This window comes from Allokutzneria sp. NRRL B-24872, assembly GCF_002155965.1.
Lineage (GTDB): Bacteria > Actinomycetota > Actinomycetes > Mycobacteriales > Pseudonocardiaceae > Allokutzneria.
The window spans coordinates 1-636 of sequence record NZ_MUMH01000367.1; the positions used below are offsets into that span (position 1 = coordinate 1).

General features: G+C 64.8%; 1 protein-coding gene. It reads left to right on the plus strand.

Annotated elements, in window-relative coordinates; genetic code table 11:
• Positions 1–525, plus strand: a 525-nt coding sequence (locus tag CCN37_RS38100) for an aminotransferase class I/II-fold pyridoxal phosphate-dependent enzyme (RefSeq protein ID WP_143262063.1), incomplete at its 5' end; no start/stop codon positions are given.
• Between the last annotated feature and the right edge of the window lie 111 nt (positions 526–636).

Below are 636 nucleotides of genomic sequence, written 5' to 3' on the forward strand. Positions count from 1 at the left end.
ACCCTGACCTTCAACGGGCTCTCCAAGGCGTACCGGGTGGCGGGCTACCGCAGCGGCTGGCTCGCGGTCTGCGGCCCCAAGGCGCACGCCACCAGCTATCTGGAGGGGCTGACCATCCTGGCCAATATGCGGCTGTGCGCCAATATGCCGGCCCAGCACGCGGTGGCCACGGCGCTCGGCGGCCGTCAGTCGATCCACGACCTGGTGCTCCCCGGCGGCCGGCTGCTGGAGCAGCGGGACACGGCGTACGACCTGCTGACCCAGATCCCGGGCGTGACGTGCGTGAAGCCCAAGGGCGCGCTGTACGCGTTCCCCAAGCTGGACCCCAAGGTCTACAAGATCAAGGACGACCGGCAGATGGTGCTGGATCTGCTGCGGGCCGAGAAGATCATGATCGTGCACGGCACGGGATTCAACTGGCCGGAGCCGGATCACTTCCGCATCGTCACGCTGCCCGCCAAGAAGGATCTGGCGGACGCGGTGACCAGGATCGGGAACTTCCTGGACGGATACAGCCAACCCTGATCTTTTAGCCTCAGCCCAACTTTAGACAGGGTCTAAGTTAGGATGGTCTCCTGACCCCTTGGAGGCCATCCATGTACGAGCCGATCCGCACCAAATCGGTCCACAGCATGG